Source organism: Stappia sp. P2PMeth1 (genome assembly GCF_900185735.1).
GTDB lineage: Bacteria > Pseudomonadota > Alphaproteobacteria > Rhizobiales > Stappiaceae > Stappia.
The window spans coordinates 33,817-56,271 of record NZ_FYAW01000019.1 but is presented as its reverse complement, the minus strand read 5'-3'; the positions used below and the strand labels follow the sequence as shown (position 1 = coordinate 56,271).

Below are 22,455 nucleotides of genomic sequence, written 5' to 3'. Positions count from 1 at the left end.
GGTCAGCCGCCGCTCGCCGGCCGTGCGGTGGCCGCCTCGCGCAGGCCCAGCGGGTTCGGGTCGAGCTTGCGCCCGGCGGCCGCGCCCAGCCAGTCGAGCCCGGCGCGCAGCCGCACCACCTCGCCCACGACGACGATCGCCGGCGGCTCCAGCTTCGCGGCCTCGGCCTCGGCGGAGGCGCGCGCCAGCGTCGTCTCCAGCACCGTCTGGTCGGGCAGCGAGGCATTGCAGACGATGGCGACCGGCTCCTCGCCCCGGCGCCCGCCGGCCAGCAGCTTGGAGACGATCAGGTCGAGATGCTTCATCGCCATATACATGACGATGACCGGCGCGCCGCGCGCCACCGCGTCCCAGTCGATGGCCGAAGGCGTCAGGCCGGTCTGGTCGTGGCCGGTCAGGAAGGTGACGGTCTGGTTGGTGTCGCGATGGGTCGCGGGAATGCCGGCATAGGCCAGCCCGCCGATGCCGGCCGTCACGCCGGGAATGATGCGGAACGGCACCCCATGCGCGACCAGCGTCAGCGCTTCCTCGCCGCCGCGGCCGAAGACGAACGGGTCGCCGCCCTTCAGCCGCAGCACCCGCTTGCCGGCCCTTGCATAGTCGACCAGCTTCAGCGAGATGTCGCGCTGCTTCGGGCTCGGCTTGCCGCCGCGCTTGCCGGCATAGTCGATGACCGCGTCCGGCCGCGCGAGATCGAGGATCGAGGCATCGACCAGCGCGTCATGGACGATGACGTCGGCCTGGGCGAGGCCGTTGAGCACATGCAGCGTCAACAGGCCGGGATCGCCCGGCCCGGCGCCGGCCAGCCACACCGAGCCGGGGGCGAAGTCGGGAAGGCGGACGCCGCGCGGCAACAGCCCGCCGAGCGGGGTCTCGGGGGTGGCGGCGGGGCGGGGAGCGGCCGTGTCGGCAGCCTGGTCCGGGCGGTTCGTGTTTGACATTCCGATCATTTCTACGCCGCTCCGGCCGCCGCGCCAAGGTCGGTTGGCGTCGGCGTCCATAGCAATTGCGACCTTGCCGCGCCCGCCCCTATAGTCCGGCGCATGAGCCGCAAGGAAACATCCGCGCTTCGCCGGGGCTGGACCACCGGAACCTGTGCGACCGCCGCAACCAAGGCCGCCTATCAGGCCTTGCTGACCGGCGCGTTTCCCGATCCCGTCGAGGTGACCCTGCCGAAGGGCGAGCGGCCCGCCTTCGCGCTGGCGCTGGAGGAGTTGGGCGAGGGCTTTGCCCGCGCCGGCATCGTCAAGGACGCGGGCGACGATCCGGACGTCACTCATGGTGCGACGGTGATCGCCAGCGTGCGCCTCGCGCCGGCCGGCTCCGGGGTGCTGTTCCGCGCCGGCGAGGGCGTCGGGACGGTGACGCTGGCCGGCCTGCCGATCCCGCCCGGAGAACCGGCGATCAACCCGGTGCCGCGCGCCATGATCGCCGCCGCCATTGCCGAGGTGGCCGCCCGCTTCGGCGCGAGCGGCGATGTCGAGGTGGAGATCGCGATCCCCGGCGGCGAGGCGCTGGCGCAGCGCACCATGAACCCGCGCCTCGGCATCCTCGGCGGCCTGTCGGTGCTCGGCACCACCGGCATCGTCCGCCCGTTCTCCTGCGCCGCCTGGATCGCCTCGATCCATCGCGGCGTCGATGTGGCGCGCGCCGCCGGCCTGCCGCATGTGGTCGGCGCCACCGGCTCGACCTCCGAGGAGGCGGTGAAGGCGCGCCACGACCTGCCCGAGACGGCCTATCTCGACATGGGCGACTTCGCCGGCGGACTGCTCAAGTATCTGCGCGCTCACCCGGTGCCGAAGCTGACGCTGGCCGGCGGCTTTGCCAAATTCGTCAAGCTGGCGCAGGGCGCGCTCGACCTGCATTCGGCCCGCAGTCAGGTGGATTTCGCAGCGCTCGCCCTGCTGCTGGAGCGGGCAGGGGCCCCGAGCGAGATCGTCGAGGCGGCGAGGGGCGCCAACACCGCCAAGGAGGTGCTCGACCGCGCCGAAGCCGCCGGTATCGATGTCGCCGCCGAGGTGGCGCGCGGCGCCCATGCCGCCGCCCGTGCCGTACTGCGCGATGCGCCGGTCGATGTCGAGGTGCTGGTGGTCGACAGGGCCGGCGCCGTCGTTGCCTATCGCCCGTTCGATGCGGAAGGTTCCGCGTGAGCGCGCCGCTCCCCGTCCTGCCGCTCCCCGTCCTGCTGCTGGCCGGCACCGGCGAGGCGCGGGCGCTGGCCGGTCGGCTTGCCGATGATCCGCGCTTCCAAGTCACCGCCTCGCTGGCCGGCGCCGTCGAGCGGCCGCAGGCCTATCCGGGCCGCGTGCGCATCGGCGGCTTCGGTGGGGTGCTGGGGCTGGAAGAGTGGCTGCGGGGCGAGGGCATTGCCGCGGTGATCGACGCCACCCATCCCTTCGCGGCGCGCATCTCCGCCAATGCTGTCGCCGCCTCGCAAGCAGTTAGCCTTCCCCTGTTGCGGCTGGAGCGCCCGGCCTGGCAGGCCGGGCCGGGCGATAACTGGCAGGAGGTTGCCGATCTGGACGCGGCGGCGGCACTCCTGCCCCAGGGCGCCCGTCCGTTCCTCGCCGTCGGTCGCAAGGAGATCTCGCGCTTCGCAACGCGCCGCGATCTCGACTGTTTGACGCGGATGATCGACCCGCCGGAGCCGGAAACTGCGCTGCCGCCGGGCCGGCTGCTGCTGGCTCGCCCTTCCAGGGATGTCGACGCGGAAGCCGCCTTGCTGGAGCAGCACGGCGCGACTCATCTGGTGACCAAGAACAGCGGCGGCCCCTTCGGCGAGGCGAAGCTGCTCGCCGCCCGCCGTCTCGGCCTGCCGGTGATCATGGTGCGCCGGCCGGCTCTTGCCGGCGGCGAGGTGGTCGCGGATGTCCCGGCCGCGCTGGCCTGGCTGGAGGCGCGGGCCGCCTGTCGGTGAGGCCGGCGCTTGCCCCGCCGGCCTCGGCTGGTCGTGCCGAATGCACGACCACTTGAGGAAATGTTAACCATGACGGTCGAGACTTGCGAGCGTGCCCGCCCGTGGCGTGGTGCCGGGGCGCAATGCGACCCGTGAGACCAGCAGCGGCTTCCCGAGCATGATCGATATCTACCAGATCCCCGGCATTCTGAAGAAGCGCATGATCTGGTTGATCATTGTGCCTCTGGTCTTCATGACGCTGGCCGTCGTCTATCTGATGCTGCGCACGCCGACCTACAAGGCCTTGGCGGAACTGCTGATCGAGCCGCAGGCCCTGCAGATCGTCGGCAACGAGATCGTGTCGCGTCAGGGCGGCGACAATTTCCAGCGCCTGGCGATCGACAGCCAGACCTATGTCATCCTCTCGAACGCCACCCTCAACGAGCTCATCGACAAGCTGAACCTTGAGAACGATCCGGCGATCCTGCCGCCTTCCGGCGGGCTTCTGTCGAAGCTGCTGGGCGGCGGCACGGCGCCGTCGGCGGCGGATCGCAGATCCGCGACGATCGCCGGGTTGCGCGAGCGCCTCAAGGTGATGCGCATAGAGAATGCCTTCGTCTTCAACATCTTCATGGAGCATCCTGATCGCTTCCGGGCCGCCGAGATCGCCAACGAGGCGGCGCGCATCTATCTCGACGAGCAGCGCGTCCAGCGCACCGAAGCGACCCTGCGCGCCTCGGTCGAGCTGCAGGCCCAGGCGGACAACATGCGCCGGCGGGTGGAGGCGGCGGAGGCGAAGGTTGAGGCCTTCCGCGCCGAGAATGGCCTGATCCGCACCGCCGAGCGCGGCCTCGTCGTCGGCCAGCGGCTGCAGGAGCTGAACTCGCAACTGACCCAGGCGCGGGTCGAGCTGGAGGGCGCGCGCGCCAATGCCGATCTCCTCGCCGGGCTGACGGCCGGTGCCATCGAGGGCGGTGCCCTTCCCGTCCGGCTGCAGACCTCCACGCTCGGCTCGCTCCGCGTCCAATATGCCCGCATCGCCGAGCGCGAGGCGCAGGCCGCTACGACGCTCGGGGCCAATCATCCGCAGCTTCGGGAGCTTCGTTCGCAACTGGCCAACACCCGGCAGCTCATCGACGAGGAACTCAGCCGCGTCCGCCGCTCGGCCGATGCCGACCTGCAGCGGGCGGAAGCGAATGTCGTCGCGCTGGAAACCGAGGTGCAGCGCGTCACCTCGACCAGCGTCGACCAGAGCAGGGCGGAGATCCAGCTCCGCCAGTTGGAGAGCGAGGCGGACTCGCTCGCCTCGGTCTATCGCACCTTCCTGAGCCGGGCCAAGGAGCTGGACGAGCAGAGCAGCATCGACACCAGCAGCTCCCGCATCATTTCGCCGGCCGTGGCGCCGCTGCGCTCCACCGCCCCCTCCGGCCTCATCGTGCTGCTGGCCGCCGGTGTCTTCGGCACCATCATGGCGGCGGGGGCGGCCGTCGGCTGGGAGATCCTCAACGGCAAGCTCGGCTCGGAGCGCGAGCTGGTGGACGTCACCGGCGTGCCGCTGATCGCCAGCATTGCGGTTCCGGCCGGCCGGCGGGGGCTGCGCCGACGCGGCGACGACGGCGCGGCCGAGCGCCAGCTTGCCGTCACGCGCATCGCCTTCGCGCTGCGCCATGCGTTCGAGAACGAGCGTCCGGCCCATGTGCTGGTGCTGGCGACAGGCCCGGGCATCGACACCGCGCCGCTGTCGCGCGCCATCGCCGCCAGCCTCTACGATATGGGCGAGGACGTGCTGCTTGCCCGGCCCGGCGACGGCGCCGCGCGGCTCGCCGCACCCGCCGGCGGCACCGCCATGGCACAGTCGGGCGGTCGCTCCCGCCTGTCCGCCCGCCGCCGGGAGGCGGAGGCCACCGCCCTTGCGCCGACGGGGGCCCTCACGGTCGAACGGCTCGATGGCGAGTCCCGCCGGGCGGGGCTGGATGCCTTCGACACTGCCGGCAGCGAGTTCCTGATTGTCGACGGCGGCTCCGCGCTCGACAATTCTCATCTCCCCGTGCTTCTCGACTATAGCGACGCGATCCTGCTGGTGACCCAGGTGGGCGGAACCGCCCGGTCCGATCTCGACCGCACCCTCGCCCTGCTGAAGCCTTGGGAAGAGCGGATGATCGGCAATGTCGCACTGGCCGCCTGACGCCCGGCGCGCGCCTGCCTGGACACGCCTGCCGCCATCGCGGCCCGCCGCGGTTCGCCGGCCCGACACCTATGACCTGTGGCTCCTTGCCGCCGGCCTTCTGATCGTCGGCACGGTGGTCTTCAACTTTTTCCTGGCCTTCCTCAACACCCGGGTGATGGGCATTTCCCAGAACACGGTGATCCTGGCGGAACTGGTGCTGATCGCTGGCGCCATGCTGCTCGCCGCGGATCGCCGGGCCGGGCTCTACGCGCTGCTCGCCATCTATCTGTCCTATATGGCGCTGATCCTGGCGCTGCGACCGGAACTCGACCTCAAGGCGATCCGCGACGGGCTCATTCCCATCGTCTTCTACTTTCTCGGCCGCCGGGTCCGGGACATCGCCGGCGTCGATCGGATCGTGCTGCTCACCGCCGCCATCGTGGTGGCGGTCGGCCTGTTCGAGTATTTCCTGCTCGACGTCTTCATCGCCTATGTCAACGTGCTGCAATACTACGTCGCCCGTGGCTCGCTGGAGGTCGCCGAGCATATCGTCGAGGGATCCTCGCTGTTCATCAGCGGCATCCGCATGGAAGGGCGCAACATGCTGCCGTTCCTGGGCACGCACCGTGTCTCCTCGGTGTTCCTCGAACCCGTCGGCATGGGCAATTACGGTGCCTTCCTGGTGCTCTGGGCGGTGTTCCGCAAGGATATGGCGGGACGCGGCCTGCTGTTCATCGCCGGCTGCGTCGTCCTCATCCTGTGCGATGCCCGCTTCGGCACGATGGTCTGCTTCGCCAGTGTCGGGGCGATGCTTTTCTATCGGCTGGTGCCGTCCCTGATCTGGTTTCTGGTCCCGGCCCTCATCATCCTGGCGATGGCGATCTACGGCATGACCACGGATGCCTTGCGCTGGGACGACAATTTTGGCGGTCGCTGGCTGCATGCCTCGTGGCTGCTGCTCAAGCTCGATATCCAGGGCGTCTTCGGCATCTCCACCTATGACGGTTTCCTGGAGGACAATGGCTATGCCTATTCGCTCCACCAGTTCGGCCTCATCGGCGTCGCCGGCCTGTGGGCGCTCTACATTTTCGCGCCGCTGCGCTCGCTCGATGCCTGGCGCTTCCGTGTCCCGATCATCGTCTATATCTGCCTGCTGATGGTGGTCTCCGCCTCGCTCTATTCGATCAAGACCGCCGCCCTGTTCTGGTTCTGCGCCGGCGCCGTCGATGTCTGGCGGGGTTTTGCCTCCGGCCGGGCTCAGCCCGTCGCGCCCCCCAGCGCCTCCCGGTAGAAGTCGGCATAGCGCTCGGCGGTGCCGTCCCAGGAATAGATCCGCGCCACCGCCATGGCGTCCTGGCGCAGGGCCTGCGGCGCAGCCGCGAGCCGCGCATGGGCGGCCTCCAGCGCCTCCGCCGCCTGCTCGGCATTGGCGAAGTCCGCCAGCGTGATCCCGGCATGCCGCTGCGCGAAGGCGATGAAGGCGGAATTCGGCTCGATCACCGGGACGAGACCTGCGCTCATCGCCTCGATCAGGGCGAGGCCGAAGCCTTCATAGACCGAGGCGCTGGCGAAGAGGCTGGAGCGGCCGACGATCTCGCGCATCGCCGTATCGTCCGGCCCGACATGTAGCTGCGCCTTTCCGGTCAGCCCGCGCTCGGCGATCATCGTCTCCACGTCCGCGGCGCTCCAGTCGAAGGGCGTGCCGACGATGTCGAGCCGCCAGTCGGGATCGCGCCGGCACAGCAGGGCGAGCGCGTCGAGCACCCGGTCGATGCGCTTGTTGTGCGACAGCCGGCCGATGGTGACGATCCCCTTGACCGGCGCCTTCGATCCCGCGTCCCCCAGCTTGGCAAGGTCGACGCCGTTCTCGATCAGCCGGACCTTGCTGGGGGCGATGGCGGCGAAGCGGTCGTAGTCGCTCTGGCTGCAGCAGGCGAGGCCCCGATAGGCGGTGGCCGAGAGCCGGGTCAGCGTGTTGAACCAGACCGTCTTCAGCCCCCCCGCCGTGCCGCTGTGGAAGAAGCCGCCATGGGTGGTGGCGACCAGCGGCTTGCGGTGAAACGGGGCGGCGAGCGCCAGCGCGTCGAAGAAGAAGTCGATGGCGTGGACATGTACGAGATCCGCCTCGGCGATCGCCCGGAACACCCCCGGCGTCACCGGATAGCGGGTCGAACCGTGCCAGGGCAGGCGGATCACCTCGACCCCGTCGATCACCTCGCGCGCCGGCAGGCGCTCGCGCGTGCCGCCGCGGAACACCCGGTCGCAGGTGACGATCGTCACCCGCGCGAACCGATCCTTCTGGCGCGCCACAAGGCTTGCGACGAAATCCTCCAGCCCGCCGACGCTCGGCTTGTACTGGCGCACCACATGCACCAGCCGCAGGCGGTCCAGCGGGTCGCCGGTCGCCGCCTCGGTGAGGCTGCGGTTGGGGGCACTGCGGTCGGGGGCACTGACGGGAGCGCTCATGCGGCGGGCTCCGCGATGCCGGCCAGCGGACTGCCGCCGCGCGCGGCGATGGCGCGGAACAGCCCGTCGATGCCGCAGGCGGTATAGGCGGCGGAGTCCTCGGTGTATTCGGCGTTCTGCCGGGGCAGGGTGAAGAGATGGTGCGCGTGCTCGGGAAACAGCGAGCCCGGCATGGTGGTGACGGCGGTGCGGAAGCCCGCCTCGCGCACGATCCGCGGCTCGCGCTCGCCCGACAGGGACGGCGGGCCGTAGGGATAGGCGAAATGCGGCACCTCGCGGCCGAGCAGCGTTTCCAGATAGGCCTTGTTGTCGGAAATGTCGGCGCGCAGGTCGGCCTCGTTGAGCAGGGCAAGGGCGCGGTGGGTCGTGGTATGGGCGGCGATCTCGATCAAGGGATGCCGGTCGGCGGCGACGATGCCGGCCTCATCCAAAATGTGCCGGTCGATCGCATCGGCAAGCGAGATGCCGTGGGAGCGGAAGGTCGGGGCCAGCATCTCCGCCCGGCGGAAGTCGCCCCAGACCCAGGCGATGGCGCGCCGCAGGCCGGCGATCTTGCTGTCGAGGTCCGGGCACAGGAAGCGCGCGTCCATCGCCTCGATCTCGATCCGCTCGCGGGCGCGGAACAGTTCGGTGAGGCCGAGCCACCAGGCGTTGAGGGTGCGGGTCGTCATTTCGGTCGGCACATAGATCGTTGCCGGCGCGGCATATTTCTCCAGCACCGGCAGCGCCAGGTCGATGTTCGAGCGATAGCCGTCGTCGAAGGTCAGCACCGCGAAGGGGCGCGGGTCGTTCTCAGCCAGCCGGCGGATCGCCTCGTCCAGCGTCACCACCTCGCGGCCGCGCTGCCTCAGTCCGGCCAGGATCCGCTCGAAGTCGTCGATCCGGCATCCCTGGTCGAGCTGGGCGCGGGGATCGCGGGTGAAGTCGTGGAACATCAGGATGACGCCGGAGCCGCCATAGCGCCGGGCGAGGAGACGGGTGAGGCCGCTGTTCGCCAGCAGCCGCAGGCCGAGCGTCTTCGCCCGCCGGCGGCAATAGGCGGCGAGGTTCGGTCGCGGCCGTGTCGCGGGGCGTGCCTGCACGGTGTCCTCGGTCGTTGCCGTCATCTTCTTGCCATCCTGTCATGCAGGAAGTCTGCGCCGCGCATCGCGCTGCCGTCGCCCGCGAAGCTAGGATCAAGGTATGAACGGCCGGTTGCCGCTGGCCGGACAGGCCAGCGTTTTCGGCCCCATGGTAAAGCAAGATTGAAGCGGGGTCGCCGGACCGCCCTGTCCTTTTGCGGCAAGCTCCGATTAACTCAACCGGCCGGAAACGCGCTCGCACGACTGGCGAAACGGCCCCGAACACGGGCGATTAACATGTTTCCGCTATCAGGCGGGGTAGACTCACCGCCTAGGACAAGCTCCATGAACCCGCCCAGGCCGATGCGCATCTTGATGGCTTGCGCTGCCTTTCCGCCCTACATGGACGGCGGCGGGCCGATTTCCGCCCTGATGCTCGCGCGCATGCTCGCGGGCGAGGGGCATGTCTTGCGCGTCGTCAATGCGGCGGACGAGGAGGGGCTGGAGCGCCTCGACGGGTTCGAGGTCCGGCGCATCCGCCCGACCAATGTCTACTGGAACTATCGCCGGCCCCGCCCGACCTGGAAGAAGGCCGTCTGGCATCTGCTGGAAAACGGCAATCCGCGCGCCTTCCAGGTGATGCGCCGCGAGATCGCCGACTTCCGGCCCGATGTGCTGCTGACCGACAGTATCGAGAACATCAACGTCGCCTCCTGGGCGGCGGCCCGCTCGCTCGGCGTGCCGGTGGCGCATACGCTGCGCAGCGCCTTCCTGCTGTGCTGGCGCGGCGTCATGCAGAAGCCCGACGGACGCAACTGCGAAAGCCAGTGCACCGGCTGCTGGCTCACCTCGCTCGGCAAGCGCCATTTCACCCGCTATGTCGACGCGGTCTGCGGCGAGAGCCGGGAGGTGATCGAACGGCATGTCTCGGCCGGCTACTTCCCCAATGCCTTGAGCGCCCGCATTCCCGGCGCCGTCGACAAGGTTGCCGGCGCCGCGGCACGGCCCTTCCCGGCGGACCGTCCCTTGCGCGTCGGCTTTCTCAGCGTCCACACGCCGTTCAAGGGGCTGCAGGTGCTGGGCGAGGCGGCCTGTGCCGCCACCGGCCGGCCGGTGGACTATGTCATCGCCGGCACGGCGCCGGACGGCAGCGACGCACCGGCGCTCACCCGCGCCTTTCCCCCCGAGCGGACCCGCTTCCTCGGCTGGAGCGATCCGGCGGCGTTCTTCCCGCAGGTCGACCTGCTGGTGTTCCCCTCGCTCGGCCGCGAAGCCTTCGGCCGTGTCGCCATCGAGGCCTTCGCCCATGGCGTGCCGGTGCTCGGCTCCGATCTCGGCGGCATCGCCGAGACGGTGGCCGACGACCATAACGGCTTCCTGTTCCCGCCCGGCGATGTCGCCGCGCTCGCCGCGCTGATCGACCGGGTCGCCGGCGACGGTGCGCTTTACGAGCGTCTGTCGCGGGGGGCGCTGGCCTCCGCCGAGCCCTATTATCGGCCGCATGTCGCCGCCGCCTATACGAGGTTCCTGACGAGTGCCATCGACCATGCGGCGGCGCGCCTGGAGCGCGGGCGCGAGCAGGTGGCCTCATGATCGGGCGGATCCGCGCCATTATCGCCAGCAAGGGAGGTCGCAAGATCTTCTGGGCGCTGGTCAGCCGGGGCAGCAGCACGGTGCTGAGCTTCGCCCTGCTTCTGGTGGCGAGCCGGGTGCTCGATACCGACGAATACGGCCTCTACATCTTCCTGTTCTCGATCGGCTCCTCGCTCGGGCTGATCGCCGTCTTCGGCCAGCAGGTCCTGCTGATGAAGCACTTCCGCGTGGCCGAGCATGTGCGCGGGGAGACCAACCAGCCGATCCTCTTCTACAACGCGCTGTGGCTCGGCGTCGGCTGCGGCGGCCAGGTGCTGGCGGCGCTTGTCGTCTGGATCTTCTCCGACCGGCTCCCCTATCCTTACGACCACCTGCCGGTCGCCCTGCTGTTCGGGGCGATCTTCACCTTGAGCGAATATCTGCAGAGCTATTTCATCGTCCATGCGCGCATCGTGCTGGCCCTGGTGCCGCGCGAGAATCTCTGGCGCCTGGTGTCCAGCCTGACGCTGGTGGGCCTTGCCTGGGCCGGCCTGCTGCACACCGGCGCTGCGGCGATCGAGATCGTCACCGGCCTGCTCGCGCTGATGGTCGGCTACCAGTTCGTCCGCTTCGTCGGCCGGGAGGGGCTGTCGTTCCTGGGTTCCGCCGAGGCCCGGGCGCAGGTCCCCTCGCGCGCCTGGCGCCGCGAGACGCTGACCTTCTCGGCCAACGGCTTCTTCTCGGCCGCCGCGGTCTATTTCGAGACGATCCTGATCGGCATCGCCATCGGCCTGGACGTTGCGGCCTTCTATTTCGTCGCCACCCGCATCGCCTCCCTGTTGATCCTGCCGGTGCTGGCGATCGACACGGTCGGCGTGCCGCTGATTTCCGCCCGCTTCCAGGAGCGGGACTATGCCGGCGCGCAGAAGCTCGTCTCCATGCTGTCGGCGGGCAGTTTCGTGCTGGCCTTCATCGGCGGCCTCGCCCTGCTGGTGGTCGGGCCCTTCGTGCTGCATCTGTTCAATCCCGCCTTTGTCGAGCATTTCCCGGTGCTGGTGCTGCTGTCCATCGGGGCGATTGCCCATGCCTTCTTCGGGCCCGGCACCTGGCTGATGATGATCGGTGGCGGCGAGGCCTATCTGCTCAAGGCGCGCAGCCTGGTGTTCGCGGCCTATCTCGGCCTGCTCTTCCTGCTGGCCAGCCAGTTCGGACCGGAAGGCGTCGCCATGGCCGGCGTCATCGAACTGGTGACGCTGCACCTGATCTCGCGCCGCTGGGTGCTGCGCAAGTGGCAGGTCGACAATGCCGCCACCTCCTTCCTGGTCCTGCGCTGGCGCGAGAGGCGGGCGGCGGGCGAGGCCGCTCGGCAATTGGAGGCGGGGGACAATGGCCGTCTCTAGGATCATAGCCGGCGGCGTTCTCGCCGCCTTGCTGCTCGGCGCGCTGCCCGTGGGCGCGGCCGAGTGCCTGCGCGGCGCCAATGCGGCCGGCGCCGAGTTCGGCGAGGCGCTGCCCGGCGAGTTCGGCCGTCACTACATCTATCCCTCGGCCGAGACCCTGCGCTACCTGCGCTCGAAGGGGATGAATGTCGTGCGCCTGCCGTTCCGCTGGGAGCGGCTGCAGAAGCGGCAATTCGCCGAGTTCGATGCGGCCGAGCTGACGCGCCTGCGCGAGACGGTCGCGGCCGCCACCGGGCTCGGCATGACGGTCGTGCTCGATCCGCACAATTTCGCCATGTACTACCAGAAGACCATCGGCAGCGACGATGTGCCGATTGCCGCCTTCGCCGATTTCTGGCGTCGTCTCGCGCCGCTCTTTGCCGGGCGCGACGACGTCATCTACCTGCTCATGAACGAGCCGGCCTTGATCACGGCGCAGCACTGGCTGCCGTCCGCCAATGCCGCCATCGCCGAGATCCGCGCCGCCGGGGCCGACAATTTCATCCTCGTGCCGGGCACCATCTGGACCGGCGCCGTTCACTGGTATGCCGATCAGCCGGGCGGCTCCAATGCGCAGGTGATGCGCGGCGTCATCGACCCGCTCAATCACTATGGCTTCGACATCCACCAGTATCTCGACGACGACTATTCCGGCACCAGGACCGCCTGCAACAAGGTGGACGAGGCGATCGCCGCGCTGGAGCGCGTCACCGCCTGGATGGAGGAGACCGGCAACCGCGCCTTCCTCGGCGAGTTCGGCGGCCATGCCCGACCCGATTGCTATCGCGGCCTTGCGCGCCTCGTCGGCCTTGTCAACGCGCGCCCCGACATCTGGGCCGGCTGGGCGATCTGGGCCGCCGGCGACTGGTGGGGCGACCATCCGCTCTCGGTGCAGCCGCTCGAGGACGGGCTCGACCGGCCGCAGATGGTGGCGATCGAGCATTTCATCCCGCGCCGGACAGAGCAGGAGCGCACATGCGAGGCGTTGCGCCGCCGATGACGACGAGGGACCCCGCACCGCGCCTGCCGGTCGCCTTCGCCGGCACCTTCGGTCTGCTGGACATGGCCGGCGGCGATGTCGGCGTGGTCGTTTGCGAGCCCTGGGGCTACGAGGCGCTCTGCGCCCGCCGCGCCCTGCGCGTGCTGTCCGACCGCCTGTCGGCGCTGGGCTGTCCGGTGCTGCGCTACGACCAGCCCGGCGCGGGCGATTCGCTCGCCGGCATGGGAGAGATCGAGGGCCTCGCCCCGTTCGAGGCGGCGCTCGCGGCCGCCTGCGAGACGCTGCTGCGGCATACCAAGGCCACCCGCGTCGTGCTGCTCGGCCTCGGGCTCGGCGCGGCCCTGTGCCTGCGCCATGCCGGGACCCATCCGCACGGCATCACCGGCCTCGTGCTGCTGGCGCCGCCAGTCAAGGGGCGCCTCTGGCTGCGCGAGACCCAGGCCCGCGCCTCGATGATCGGCGAGATCACCGGCTCGGCCCCCGCACCCGGCCCCGGCGAGGCGCTGCAGATCGCCGGCCTGCCCCTGTCGGAGGCGCTTGCCGGCGAGCTTCGCGGCCTCGACCTCGGCTCCCTGACGCCGCCGGCCTGTCCGGTGCTGGCGCTGGCGCGCGAGGGACGCTCCGCGGAAATCGCCCTGTGCGAGGCGCTGGCCGGCGCCACCGGCGGCGAGGCCGGCATCATGGCCGGCTATGACGACCTGATGAGCGACCCGACCGGCTCGATCGTGCCGGAGGCCGACTTCGCGAAGGTCATGTCCTGGCTGCGCCGCCTCCTGCCGGAGGGCGGTCTGGCGGGCAGTGACGACCTTGCGCCGGCCGCAGCACCGGCCGCTCTCGCCGCTGCGGACTTCCAGGAAACCCTGTGCCTGTTCGGCCCGCGCGAGGCCCTGGTCGGGGTCTGGTGTGAGCCCTCCCGACCCGATCCGCAGGCCCTGCCGGTGATCCTGCTGAATGCCGGCGGCAATCCGCGCGCAGGCTGGGCCCGCGGCGCGGTGGAACTCGCCCGCGCCCTTGCCATGGCCGGCATCCCCTCCTTCCGCTTCGACCTTGCCGATATCGGCGACAGCCGACCTCTGCCCGCCGGCCCCGCCATCGTGCACTACGATCCCGCGCTTCCGGCGCAACTGTCCGCCGCCATCGATCTGTGCGAGGTGAGGGGCGGCGGCAGCCGCGTCGTCGTCACCGGCAATTGCGGCGGCGCCTATCTGGCGCTGAACGGCGCGGTGACGGACCCGCGCGTCGCCCAGGTGGTGGCGGTCAATCTCCAGCGCTTCCTGTGGGACCCGCGCGACGATGTCGCCGAGGTGCTGCGCTTCGGTCACAGTTCGGCGAGCGAGTATGGCCGCAAGCTGTTCAACCTGGAGAAATGGAAGCGGGTGCTGGCCGGCAAGTCCCACCCGATCGGCATCCTGCGCAATCTGACGATCCGGGCCTGGCGGGAGAGCGAGCGGCGTCTTGCGCCGTTCCTGTTCGGGCTGGCGCCGTTCTCGCGGCTCTACCGGCAGGTGCATGCCAACCTTGCGACCCTGACCCTGCGCCGCGTCGGCGTCGTCCTCGTCTTCAGCGAGGGCGATCCCGGCCTTGCCGAGCTGGAGACATTCTTCGGCGAAGGGTGGAAGCGGCTCGCCGCCTATCCGAACATCGCCGTCGTCCTCATTCCGGACGCCGACCACAACCTCACGCCGGCGGCGGCGCGGCTGGCGCTGCGCGACCAGGTGATCGCGGCGTCTCTGGGAACCCGTGCCGGGGCGGGAGAGGCCACGGCGGCGGAGGTTCAGCCCGCCGCGTAAGGCACCGGCAGCCCGCCGAGCGGCGCGACCTGCCCGCGCGGCCGTGCCTCGCCCGGCGCCCCGGCCCGCCGGCGCAGCTCGACGCGCTTCACCGCACCGGGAGCGAGGTGAAACCCGTTGTCGAGCGCCTGGAACGCCTCGTCGCGGATCGCGACGCTCTGCGCCACCCTGTCGGTCGACAGGTGCAGGCACCAGCCGCCCTCCGGCGCGGCGACGACCTCGGCGGCAACCTTCGCCCCTCGCGCGGCGCGGCCGCGTCCGAGCGGGAAGTGGAACGCCTCGTCCAGCACCGTGCCGGTCTGCGGATCAAGCGCCCGCACATGCACGCAGTCATGCGACGGCGGGCCGAAGCGGAAGGCGAAAGTCGTGTCGAAAAAGGCGCCGATCAGCCGCGTCGCCGGCAGGCTCAGGCTGCCATGCGCAGGCATCTCCACCACCTCCGCGCCGCTCGCCACCGCCATCTGCCCCTCGCGCAGGCACGCGATCTCGAGCCGCAGGGGGCGTGCGTCGGGCCCATCGTTCTGCAGGTGGATGTCGAGCCCGTTGGTGCCCTCGTCGGTGACGGTCAGGCGCAGCGGCGCGAACGCCCGGCGCAAGCCATGCCAGGCGGATTTCGGCGTGCCGTCATGGGCGACGACGCCCCAGCCGGCGCCCGGCATCAGATCCTGGAAGGTCCACACCAGCGCCCCGCCGCAGCCCGATCCCTGGCGCCGCCATTCCGCGAATGTCGCCTCCATCACCTCGGCGACGGCCGCCCGGCCGTGGTCGAGATAGGCGGCCGGATCGCCGTAGCGCAGGTCGAGCGGCTCGACCCCGTAGAGTTCGCGCAGATAGTGGTCGCGCACGTCCTCGAAATCCCAGCCGACATCCCGGTCGCGCGGCACGCCGCGCTTCCAGTCCGGATGGTGGCAGGGAGCGAGCTCGCAGACCGCGCCGGGCTCCGGCACGTTGGAAAAGGCAAGGCATTCGCCGGCAAAGCGCACATTTGCCCGCCTTGCATCCTCCAGCGGCCGGCGATAGGCGCCGACGCCGTAGTAATGGGCGATCCCTGAATTGGGCGAAAACGGCATTGCCCCGCCGCTCGGCGAGTTAGCCACATAGGGCACGTCGGGCCGCGCGCCTGCCGCCGCACCGGGCAGGATCTCCTCGCTCAAGGCCCCGCGCCAGCGCTCTTCCGGCAGGCCCATCATCGCGCCCTGCTGGTGCATCTCGCTGCCGCCGCAGATCACCGCAAGCGAGGGCGAGGCGCTGCTTGCGGCCAAAAGGTCCGCCGTCTCGCGGGCGACTTTCGCCGCGAAGTCGGGATCGCTCGCCGGATAGTCGAAATTGGCGAAGGGCAGGTCCTGCCACACGAGAATGCCGAACTCGTCGCACAGCTCGAAGAAGGCCGGGCTTTCCGGCGCCATCGTGCCGCCGATCCGCAGCATGTTCATATGTGCGTCGCGCGCCAGCTCCAGCCAGGGGCGATAGGCCTCGACCGTGCCGGGCAGGGCGCAGATGTCGGCGCTGGTCCACACCGCGCCGCGGCAGAACACCGGCACGCCGTTGACGAGAAGGGCGAAGCCTTCGCCGTCCGGCCCCCGGTCGACCTCGATCCGCCGGAAGCCGGTGCGTCCCAGCAACCGGTCGTGGCCGCCGCCGACAAGCCGGACCTCGTGCAGCGCGGGCGTTCCGTGCGTGTGCGGCCACCAGGGTTCGATATCGGGAAGCTCCAGCGTCGCCGCGAGCCTGCCGTCCGCCTGTTCGTGCAGCGGCGCCTCCACGCCGGCGCAGGCAATGCGCGCGCCGGCCGCAAAGGCCTCGCCGGGCCGCAGCGAAACAGTGAGCTCTCCGGTGCCGTCCGCGCGCAAGGCGGCGCGGACCGAAAGATCGTGCAGCAGGACGTCGGATGCGGCAGCGAGCGTCATCGCCCGCCAGGGCCCGACCGCATGCACGCTCGGGCACCAGCCCGGCATGTGGCCGAGCAGCGTGCTGCGCACCATCCTCAGGCCCGGCTCGTCGACGAGCCGCGTCCGCCAGCGGGCGCGGGGTCCCTTGCGGGCGAAATGCGGCGTCAGCGCGCGAAAGCAGAACACCAGCTCCGCCGGGCCGCCCAGATCGAACTCGACCTCCAGCGGCTGGTACATGCTGTCGGAGGCGAGCAGCGGCGCGCCGTCTATCCAGGCTTCGCAGACCGTCGCCAGCCCGTCGCAGCGCAGGACGTGGCGTCCGGTTCGCGCCGGTTCGATCCGGCAGCGATACCAGACGTCCTTGTCGTGCAGCGGCGTCGGTGCCTCGCGGGAAAACCGCCCCGCCGCCTCCAGCGCGGCCGCCGCCGTTCCCGGCACCTTTCCCGGCAGCCAGTCGGCGTCCGCGTCCATCTCGGCGGGCGTTGCCCAGGCATCCGCCGGGGTCACGCAGAGCCGCCAGTCGGCGCCGGCAAGGCGGTTGGCGGCTGCGGGCAGGGTGGCAAGGTCGATCATCTGGCTCCCCCGGGTCCGGCCGGGCCGCGCGGCCGCAGCGTCACGCCGCGCGGGTGCCGGCACGTGCCGCAAGATTCGCTTCCAGCCCGGTCATCAGCGTGTCCCAGGCCGTTGCTGCCGGCGTCAAGGCCTCGCCGAGCCCGGCGAAGCGCTTGCGCGCCAGCGCCCGCGCAAGCTGGAACTGCAGCGTCTTGCAGCATTCGGAGATGGCGCGCGCCGCGCCCGCTTCCCCCGCAAGGCTGCCGTCCGGCGCGAGCCAGTCGAGATGGCTTGCCGCCAGCTCGAAATTGGCGCCGGCCTGGCGCAGCGTGTTGAAGGCGTATTTGTGAAAGGCCTCGAAGGGCCGCTCCGACAGCGCCTCGATCTCGGCGGCAAAGCCCGATGCATAGGCGGCAAAGGGATTGTCCTTGGGCCGCCGCGCCAGATGTCCGGCAAGCAGCCGCCAGGCGATCTCGCGCGGGTTGCCGGCCGGGGCGGTCTCGGGGAATTTGGCGAATTCGGTATAGGGCAGGAACGGCAGCGGCTGGGCCTGGTCGCCGCGCTGGAACACCCCGTCGAAATCCTCGCCCTCCAGCTCGAAGAAGCCGGCATTGTGGAAGTAGCGCAGGCGCCTGGCATCTTCGTCGAGCGCGGTGATCGCCACCGTCGTCTTGCCGTGTTCGATGCGGTAGCTGACGCCCTGCGTGTCGGGCAGAAAATAGCTGTCGACCTCGACGAGGCACAGCCGGCCGCGGGCGATCTGCGTCGCCACATGCCGCTCGACCGGCTCGTAGACGGCAAGTTCCGTCGCCCGGATGCCGTAGAGCGCCTCCAGGTCCTCCAGCGGCACCTTGAAGAAGGTGAACTGGTCGCCCTCGAAATCCTGCGTCACGGTGAAGCCGAGCATTGCCTCCACCGGCAGGCCGAGCGCGTGCAGCACCTCGATCCACAGGTCGACATAGCAATTGGTCTCCGGCCACATCCTGCCTGCGTCATGCAGGGGATGCGGCCGGTAGCCGTCGGCCCGAAGGGCGGCGAGCCTGTCGAATGCGGGCATGGTCAGCCCCACAGCGCCTTGCGCACGTCGGCCGGCCAGTCGGCCGTGTCCAGCCCGTGCCGGGCGAACAGCGCGAGCGCGATCCGCTCCAGGCCGAAGCCGACACAGGCCGTATGCGCGGTCTCGCCGTCATGGGTGGTCAGGCCCCAGGTCGTGCCGAAATGGTCCTGGTGGTAGTTGAAGCTGAGGCAGGCGGTCTTCTTCGCCGACGAGGTCACCGGGATCAGCAGCTCGAATTTCAGCTTCTGCTCGCGCTGGCTGTTGCCCATCATCTTGCCGGCGCGGCCGAAGAACGGATCGTTCGCCGTGTCCAGTTCCACGTCCAGTCCGACGGCGGAGATCAGCGCCTGGCCGCGCTCCATCCAGTCCTCGCGGAACTCCGTCACCTGGTCCGGCGTGCCCATGCGCACGAATTCGCGCATGCGGAAGAGCTGCATGCGGGCCGGGTCCTTGGAGGGCTCATGGCGGAAGCAGTAGGACTGCAGGTCGAACAGCCCGCCGCCCTCCGGCAGCGGCCCGCGCTTGGCGATCACCGGATAGAGCGGATAGCAGGCCGCCGGGGTCAGCACCACGTCGGTCGCCTTCTGCCCCTCCGTCCAGTCGCCGCCCTCGGCGATACATTGCAGCAGGTTGGCGTGGTCGAGCTCGCAGCCGCAGAAACTGTGCACCGTGCCGGCCAGTTGCGGGAAGCTCTTCATGTAGCCGGACCCTTCGAAATGGGTGCGGTTCATGCCCGGCGGGAAGCGGATCACCTCGGGCCGCGCATCGGCCGGCGCGTGGACATCGATCAGCTTTTCGAAGCGCGCGATCACGTCCTCGAAGGCGCCGCTGCGGCCATAGAGGCCGTCGATGCCGGTGTCGATCAGCAGGCCGGCGGCGAGCAGCCGGTCGAGCAGCGAGCTCTGCATGTCCATTCTGTCCTCCCCTCAGCCGAAAAGGCTGGTGTCCTGCTTGTGCACGAGCAGCATGGTCGACGTGTTGCCGAGGATGCGGTCGTTGGAGATCATCAACTGGGCCGAATGCGCGTCGCGCAGGTGCCGGCCGAGGCTGTAGGGCGTGCCGTTCTTGTAGCCGAGGATGCCGCAGATCAGCATGCAGTGGTTGATGACCGACAGGATCGTCTGCGAACTGGCGATCTTCAGGTTGTTGATGGCGACGGCGAAGCTCATCGACGACAGCTTGTCCTCGTCCTGGCGGGCTTCCTCGTATTTCTCGACGGCGGCGACGATGCTGGCCTTCACCCCCTGCAGCAGGGTCGAGGCCTCGGCCAGCCGCAGCGCGCCGGGCGGCGCCTGGTCGGGTGTGCGGCGTGCGGCCGCGCGCACGAAGGCCTGGGCCCGGGCGAAGGCGTCGGCGGCGATGCCGTACCACACCGCGCTCCACAGGATATGCGCATGGGCGAGCATCGACTGTGCGGCGATCTCGGCGAAGGGCCGGGGCAGGATCTGCCTGGCCGGCGCCTCGCCCTTGAACAGGAAGCCGTCGGAGCAGGTGCCGCGCATGCCGAGCGTGTCCCACACATGGGTCTGCTCGAGCGTGTACTGGTCCTTCAGGAAGACGGTCATCACCTGGTCGCTGGAGGCGGCCTGGGGATGTGCCCGCGAGGTGATCAGGATGGCGTCGGCATCGAGGCCGTAGGAGATGACGGTGGCGTCCTTCTGCAGCCGGCAGGTGTCGCCCTCGACCTCGATCGCGCAGATCGAGTTGCGCAGGTTGCCGCCGATGCCGCCTTCGGTGGTGGCCGAGCCGAGCAGCAGTTGTTCGCTCGCCACCCTGGCCATGAAGCCGCGGTGCCAGTCGTCGCCCTCGCTATGGCTGACCAGGCTCGACGCCTTGATGTGGTGCATGGCGAAGATCATCGCCGCCGAGGCGCAGGCCTGGCCGAGGATCACGCAGAGTTCGGCGATCTGCGCCACCGTGGCGCCCTCGCCGCCGAGATCCACCGGGATCTGGCAGCCGAGCAGCCGTTCGTTGCGCATCGCCTCGACCGCTTCGCGCGGGAACCGCGCCTCGCTGTCGACCGCGTCCGCATGGGCGGCGGCGATGGTTGCGACCCGGCGCATGCGCTCGCAGAGCGTCGTCGCCAGAGCGGAGCCGAGCGCGTTCATCACGCCACCCGCTCTTGCGGGGCGAGCTCGGCGACCGCCGAAGAGATCGCACTGATGCTGGCGAAGGTCTTGCGGTTGAGCATCGTCTCCGGGAATTCGATGTCGAACCGCTCCTCCAGCGCCAGCATCAACTGGACGGAGGCGAAGGAAGACAGGCCGGCGGCATAGAGATCGGCGTCGTCGGCAAGGGTGGCGACATCCACCGGAAGCTTGCCGTGGCTGGCGATGATCTCGCGCACATCCTCGATGATTGACATTGTCACGCTCCTGTAAATGCGACACCAGCGAAAATACTTGTGTCCATGTGGTTCGGTTATGTCCGAAATGTGCTTCAGCGAGTGACGCAAAGGAATGCAGATGTCGGAGCCGAACCGTTTGGCGATCTCGTTGCCTGCGGTATCGCATGTCCGGATTGAAAATATCTAAAGATGATTGCAGACAAAAGCTGGAGATTTATTAAGGTTAATCCTGACCTGTGCAAGGCGTCGAACCCGACTGCGACGCTTTGACCATACGGCGCGCCGCGTGTCGGCGGGCCCGTGCCAGCTCGCGCCTTCCCCCCGCCCCTCTTCGTCCCGTCCGCCTGGATGCCGTCGGGCTTTTCGTTGACCGACCGGTCGATCAATTAGTATATGCCGGCGAGAGGCGTTGACGCCCGCCTGAGGGGCGGGGAAAAAGACGCCGGCAATAACGGTCCGGGCGGACCAGGGAGGTCTTTGATGCGCAATGCCTATATCGTCGACTATGTCCGCACGCCGATCGGCCGTTTCGGCGGCGTCCTGTCCCAGGTGCGGGCCGACGATCTCGGGGCGGTGCCGATCCGCGCGCTGATGGCGCGCAATGCCGGCGTCGACTGGGCGCGGGTGGACGATGTTCTGTATGGCTGCGCCAACCAGGCCGGCGAGGACAACCGCAATGTCGCCCGCATGGCCGCGCTTCTTGCCGGCCTGCCGGTCGAGGTGCCCGGCACCACGGTCAACCGCCTGTGCGGCTCGGGCATGGACGCGGTGATCATGGCCGCGCGCGCCATCCGCACCGGCGAGGCGGAGCTGATGATCGCTGGCGGCGTCGAGAGCATGTCGCGCGCGCCCTTCGTGCTGCCCAAGGCCGACAGCGCCTTTTCCCGCCATGCCGAGATCCACGACACCACCATCGGCTGGCGCTTCGTCAATCCCTTGATGAAGGCGCAATACGGCATCGATTCCATGCCGGAGACGGCGGAAAACGTCGCCGAGGACTACAGCATCGCGCGTGCCGACCAGGACGCCTTCGCCGCCCGCTCGCAGGACCGCGCCGTCGCGGCCCAGGAGAACGGCCGTCTCGCCCGCGAGATCGTCCCGGTGACCATTCCGCAGCGCAAGGGCGATCCGGTGGTGGTCGAGCGCGACGAGCACCCGCGCGCCGGCACCACGGCCGAAAAGCTCGCCAAGCTGCCGACCCCGTTCCGCCAGGGCGGGTCGGTCACCGCCGGCAATGCCTCCGGCGTCAACGACGGCGCCGCCGCGCTGCTCATCGCCTCGGAAGACGCCGTGCAGGCCTATGGCCTGACGCCGATTGCCCGCATCATTGGCGGTGCCACGGCCGGCGTGCCGCCGCGCGTCATGGGCATCGGCCCGGTGCCGGCGAGCCGCAAGCTGATGGCGCGGCTCGGCCTGTCGATCGGCAATTTCGATGTCGTCGAGCTGAACGAGGCCTTCGCCGCCCAGGGGCTGGCGGTGATGCGCGAGCTCGGGCTCGCGGACGATGCCGACCACGTCAACCCGAATGGCGGGGCCATCGCGCTTGGCCATCCGCTCGGCATGTCGGGCGCGCGCATCGTCGGCACGGCGGCGCTGGAACTGGCGCAGCGCGGCGCCGCCCGCGCCCTCGCCACCATGTGCATCGGCGTCGGCCAGGGCATTGCCTGCGCCATCGAGCGGGCCTGACGGGCCCCTTGCGACCCCTCTGGTGAGGTCCGGGGCGACGAACTGTCGCGCCCGGACCGGGAGAAAGTAGGAGAAAGGAAAGGGCTCGCCCTACACGATTTCTTGAGCCTTGGCCGCTACGATCCGTATCGTGAAGCTGTCCGGGGCAGGGCACGCTTCGCGTGTCCGAACCTGAGGCAGGGTCGGCGGTGTGTTCGCCGCCGCCGGAACAGGAGGTCGAGAACGTGGATGCTGAAAGGGAGGACGCGCGCCGCAGCAGCCGGGTGCGAACTCTCAAGCAGGGCCGGCTGGTGCTGGAGGGCAAGGGCGGGTTCGGCATCGACTGCCGGATCGTCAACCTGTCCCCCCATGGTGCCCGTCTCAAGCTGGAGACCCCGCTGACCCGCAGCGAGGCGATCGAGCTGATCTTCCTGCCCGAGAACATCCGCACCAGGGTGCGGATCGTCTGGCAGGACGGCAACCAGATGGGCGTCGAATTCTGCGAGCCGCTGTCCTGGCTGAAGAACCTGACCTGACCTGTTGAGGCCGCTGCG

At 69.7% G+C, this 22,455-nt stretch carries 18 protein-coding genes; 10 read left to right on the top strand and 8 right to left on the bottom strand.

Annotated elements, in window-relative coordinates; genetic code table 11:
- Window positions 1–2 precede the first annotated feature (2 nt).
- Window positions 3–941, bottom strand: coding sequence for a uroporphyrinogen-III C-methyltransferase (gene cobA / locus P2PM1_RS11260; protein ID WP_186399128.1), 939 nt, complete (start codon window positions 939–941; stop codon window positions 3–5).
- 102 nt (window positions 942–1,043) lie between these two features.
- Here cobA and P2PM1_RS11255 point away from each other — a divergent pair, with 102 nt between their 5' ends.
- From P2PM1_RS11255 to P2PM1_RS11240, 4 genes are all read left to right on the top strand, one after another.
- Complete coding sequence (locus P2PM1_RS11255; protein ID WP_186399127.1) at window positions 1,044–2,150, top strand: cobalt-precorrin-5B (C(1))-methyltransferase; 1,107 nt, start codon at window positions 1,044–1,046, stop codon at window positions 2,148–2,150.
- Window positions 2,147–2,917 (top strand): cobalt-precorrin-6A reductase, encoded by a 771-nt coding sequence (locus P2PM1_RS11250; RefSeq protein ID WP_208985256.1) that lies wholly within the window; start codon window positions 2,147–2,149, stop codon window positions 2,915–2,917. The genes P2PM1_RS11255 and P2PM1_RS11250 overlap by 4 nt, the downstream gene beginning before the upstream one ends.
- A 91-nt stretch (window positions 2,918–3,008) precedes the next feature.
- Window positions 3,009–5,081 carry a GumC family protein gene (locus P2PM1_RS11245; protein ID WP_208985255.1) on the top strand — a complete coding sequence of 691 codons (2,073 nt, stop codon included), beginning with the start codon at window positions 3,009–3,011 and terminating at the stop codon, window positions 5,079–5,081.
- The gene (locus tag P2PM1_RS11240; protein WP_186399126.1) at window positions 5,062–6,354 is read left to right on the top strand and encodes a UDP-phosphate alpha N-acetylglucosaminyltransferase; all 1,293 of its coding nucleotides are present in this window, start codon (window positions 5,062–5,064) and stop codon (window positions 6,352–6,354) included. The genes P2PM1_RS11245 and P2PM1_RS11240 overlap by 20 nt, the downstream gene beginning before the upstream one ends.
- On the opposite strand, the gene P2PM1_RS11235 is transcribed toward P2PM1_RS11240, so the two are convergent.
- A complete protein-coding gene (locus P2PM1_RS11235; RefSeq protein ID WP_186399125.1) occupies window positions 6,321–7,529 on the bottom strand; it encodes a glycosyltransferase family 4 protein in 1,209 nt (402 codons plus the stop codon). The two genes, P2PM1_RS11240 and P2PM1_RS11235, sit on opposite strands and share 34 nt — an antisense overlap.
- Window positions 7,526–8,635, bottom strand: a complete 1,110-nt coding sequence (locus P2PM1_RS11230; RefSeq protein WP_186399124.1) for a polysaccharide deacetylase family protein — start codon at window positions 8,633–8,635, stop codon at window positions 7,526–7,528. Before P2PM1_RS11230 ends, P2PM1_RS11235 begins: the two co-directional genes overlap by 4 nt.
- A 300-nt stretch (window positions 8,636–8,935) precedes the next feature.
- Here P2PM1_RS11230 and P2PM1_RS11225 point away from each other — a divergent pair, with 300 nt between their 5' ends.
- The 4 genes from P2PM1_RS11225 to P2PM1_RS11210 are packed head-to-tail and all read left to right on the top strand — an operon-like array spanning window position 8,936 to window position 14,391.
- A complete protein-coding gene (locus P2PM1_RS11225; RefSeq protein ID WP_186399123.1) occupies window positions 8,936–10,183 on the top strand; it encodes a glycosyltransferase family 4 protein in 1,248 nt (415 codons plus the stop codon).
- On the top strand, window positions 10,180–11,562 hold the full coding sequence (locus P2PM1_RS11220; protein ID WP_186399122.1) for a lipopolysaccharide biosynthesis protein: 1,383 nt from the start codon (window positions 10,180–10,182) through the stop codon (window positions 11,560–11,562). Before P2PM1_RS11225 ends, P2PM1_RS11220 begins: the two co-directional genes overlap by 4 nt.
- Window positions 11,549–12,601 carry a glycoside hydrolase family 5 protein gene (locus P2PM1_RS11215; protein ID WP_186399121.1) on the top strand — a complete coding sequence of 351 codons (1,053 nt, stop codon included), beginning with the start codon at window positions 11,549–11,551 and terminating at the stop codon, window positions 12,599–12,601. Before P2PM1_RS11220 ends, P2PM1_RS11215 begins: the two co-directional genes overlap by 14 nt.
- Window positions 12,598–14,391, top strand: a complete 1,794-nt coding sequence (locus P2PM1_RS11210) for an alpha/beta fold hydrolase (protein ID WP_186399120.1) — start codon at window positions 12,598–12,600, stop codon at window positions 14,389–14,391. Before P2PM1_RS11215 ends, P2PM1_RS11210 begins: the two co-directional genes overlap by 4 nt.
- Here the strand turns inward: P2PM1_RS11210 and P2PM1_RS11205 are convergent.
- Genes P2PM1_RS11205 through P2PM1_RS11185 form a run of 5 tightly spaced genes read right to left on the bottom strand, consistent with a single transcriptional unit; the run spans window position 14,376 to window position 20,254 of the window.
- Window positions 14,376–16,853, bottom strand: coding sequence for a glycoside hydrolase family 2 protein (locus P2PM1_RS11205; protein WP_186399119.1), 2,478 nt, complete (start codon window positions 16,851–16,853; stop codon window positions 14,376–14,378). The genes P2PM1_RS11210 and P2PM1_RS11205 overlap by 16 nt on opposite strands.
- A 40-nt stretch (window positions 16,854–16,893) precedes the next feature.
- Window positions 16,894–17,889: a DUF1839 family protein gene (locus P2PM1_RS11200; RefSeq protein WP_186399118.1), complete on the bottom strand. Its 996-nt coding sequence runs from the start codon at window positions 17,887–17,889 to the stop codon at window positions 16,894–16,896.
- Between the two features lie 2 nt (window positions 17,890–17,891).
- Entirely contained in the window at window positions 17,892–18,803 is a 912-nt protein-coding gene (locus P2PM1_RS11195; protein ID WP_186399117.1) for an amino acid--[acyl-carrier-protein] ligase, read from the bottom strand.
- Window positions 18,804–18,815: 12 nt separating this feature from the next.
- Window positions 18,816–19,997 (bottom strand): acyl-CoA dehydrogenase family protein, encoded by a 1,182-nt coding sequence (locus tag P2PM1_RS11190; RefSeq protein ID WP_186399433.1) that lies wholly within the window; start codon window positions 19,995–19,997, stop codon window positions 18,816–18,818.
- On the bottom strand, window positions 19,997–20,254 hold the full coding sequence (locus P2PM1_RS11185; protein WP_371636645.1) for an acyl carrier protein: 258 nt from the start codon (window positions 20,252–20,254) through the stop codon (window positions 19,997–19,999). The genes P2PM1_RS11190 and P2PM1_RS11185 overlap by 1 nt, the downstream gene beginning before the upstream one ends.
- A gap of 462 nt (window positions 20,255–20,716) precedes the next feature.
- On the opposite strand from P2PM1_RS11185, the gene pcaF reads away from it, so the two are divergent.
- Together pcaF and P2PM1_RS11175 are read left to right on the top strand one after the other, a co-directional pair.
- On the top strand, window positions 20,717–21,922 hold the full coding sequence (gene pcaF / locus P2PM1_RS11180; protein ID WP_186399116.1) for a 3-oxoadipyl-CoA thiolase: 1,206 nt from the start codon (window positions 20,717–20,719) through the stop codon (window positions 21,920–21,922).
- 224 nt (window positions 21,923–22,146) lie between these two features.
- Window positions 22,147–22,437 (top strand): PilZ domain-containing protein, encoded by a 291-nt coding sequence (locus P2PM1_RS11175; protein ID WP_186388906.1) that lies wholly within the window; start codon window positions 22,147–22,149, stop codon window positions 22,435–22,437.
- Window positions 22,438–22,455: the final 18 nt, after the last annotated feature.

Coding starts and splice junctions, on each gene's coding strand:
- P2PM1_RS11215 (WP_186399121.1), top strand. CDS start 11,549: ATGGCCGTCTCTAGGATCATAGCCGGCGGCGTTCTCGCCGCCTTGCTG.
- P2PM1_RS11255 (WP_186399127.1), top strand. CDS start 1,044: ATGAGCCGCAAGGAAACATCCGCGCTTCGCCGGGGCTGGACCACCGGA.
- cobA (WP_186399128.1), bottom strand. CDS start 941: ATGTCAAACACGAACCGCCCGGACCAGGCTGCCGACACGGCCGCTCCC.
- P2PM1_RS11220 (WP_186399122.1), top strand. CDS start 10,180: ATGATCGGGCGGATCCGCGCCATTATCGCCAGCAAGGGAGGTCGCAAG.
- P2PM1_RS11225 (WP_186399123.1), top strand. CDS start 8,936: ATGAACCCGCCCAGGCCGATGCGCATCTTGATGGCTTGCGCTGCCTTT.
- P2PM1_RS11200 (WP_186399118.1), bottom strand. CDS start 17,889: ATGCCCGCATTCGACAGGCTCGCCGCCCTTCGGGCCGACGGCTACCGG.
- pcaF (WP_186399116.1), top strand. CDS start 20,717: ATGCGCAATGCCTATATCGTCGACTATGTCCGCACGCCGATCGGCCGT.
- P2PM1_RS11190 (WP_186399433.1), bottom strand. CDS start 19,997: ATGAACGCGCTCGGCTCCGCTCTGGCGACGACGCTCTGCGAGCGCATG.
- P2PM1_RS11230 (WP_186399124.1), bottom strand. CDS start 8,635: ATGACGGCAACGACCGAGGACACCGTGCAGGCACGCCCCGCGACACGG.
- P2PM1_RS11185 (WP_371636645.1), bottom strand. CDS start 20,254: ATGTCAATCATCGAGGATGTGCGCGAGATCATCGCCAGCCACGGCAAG.
- P2PM1_RS11240 (WP_186399126.1), top strand. CDS start 5,062: ATGTCGCACTGGCCGCCTGACGCCCGGCGCGCGCCTGCCTGGACACGC.
- P2PM1_RS11195 (WP_186399117.1), bottom strand. CDS start 18,803: ATGGACATGCAGAGCTCGCTGCTCGACCGGCTGCTCGCCGCCGGCCTG.
- P2PM1_RS11210 (WP_186399120.1), top strand. CDS start 12,598: ATGACGACGAGGGACCCCGCACCGCGCCTGCCGGTCGCCTTCGCCGGC.
- P2PM1_RS11205 (WP_186399119.1), bottom strand. CDS start 16,853: ATGATCGACCTTGCCACCCTGCCCGCAGCCGCCAACCGCCTTGCCGGC.
- P2PM1_RS11235 (WP_186399125.1), bottom strand. CDS start 7,529: ATGAGCGCTCCCGTCAGTGCCCCCGACCGCAGTGCCCCCAACCGCAGC.